The sequence below is a fragment of the Deinococcus radiotolerans genome (assembly GCF_014647435.1).
GTDB lineage: Bacteria > Deinococcota > Deinococci > Deinococcales > Deinococcaceae > Deinococcus > Deinococcus radiotolerans.
Window position 1 is genome coordinate 1 of record NZ_BMPE01000060.1, and the last position, 626, is coordinate 626.

Annotated in this window: 1 protein-coding gene; it reads left to right on the forward strand. The window is 58.5% G+C overall.

The genetic code is table 11. From position 1 onward, the window contains the following. On the forward strand, nucleotides 1–424 hold a 424-nt coding region (locus IEY63_RS22090; protein ID WP_189071148.1), incomplete at its 5' end, for an integrase core domain-containing protein. Nucleotides 425–626 lie beyond the last annotated feature (202 nt).

The following is a 626-nucleotide window of genomic DNA, read 5'->3' on the forward strand; positions in this document are numbered from 1 at the left end:
CTTCACCCGGGAGTGCTTGGCGATTCTGGTCGACCAGGCGCTGAAGGGAGCAGACGTCGTCGCGACCATGCGCCAAGTCAGCGAAATCAGAGGCAGTCCGAGCAGAATTCAAGTGGACAACGGCAGCGAGTTCGTCAGTAAGGTGCTCGACCTCTGGGCCTACCAGTGCCATGTGACGCTGGATTTTTCCCGTCCAGGAAAGCCCACAGACAACCCCTTCATCGAGTCATTCCACGGTCGTTTCCGGGACGAGTGCCTGAATACCCATTGGTTCTTGAGCCTGGATGATGCCCGCCGAAAAGTCGAGCACTGGAGACGGGAGTACAATTCGTTCAGGCCGCATTCCGCGCTGAAAAACCTCGCGCCCAGGGCGTTCGCAGCGCAGTTTGCCTCGGTTCACGTCCAGCCGGAGATTCCGATTTGACCTGGATCCGTTTTTGGGGGCGGCTCAGGTCGAGGATGATTCGCGCGGCAGGCAGGACCATCGTTCGTTCTTCTGCCGTGAGGGAGTGAATCGTGATCCTCTCTGCGGCCTTCAAGCTCTCCGCGATGATCAGGTACTCTAAGAGCCTGAGGACAGAACACGTCGGACTATGTTCCGATCATGGTCGAGCAGCTCGTACCCG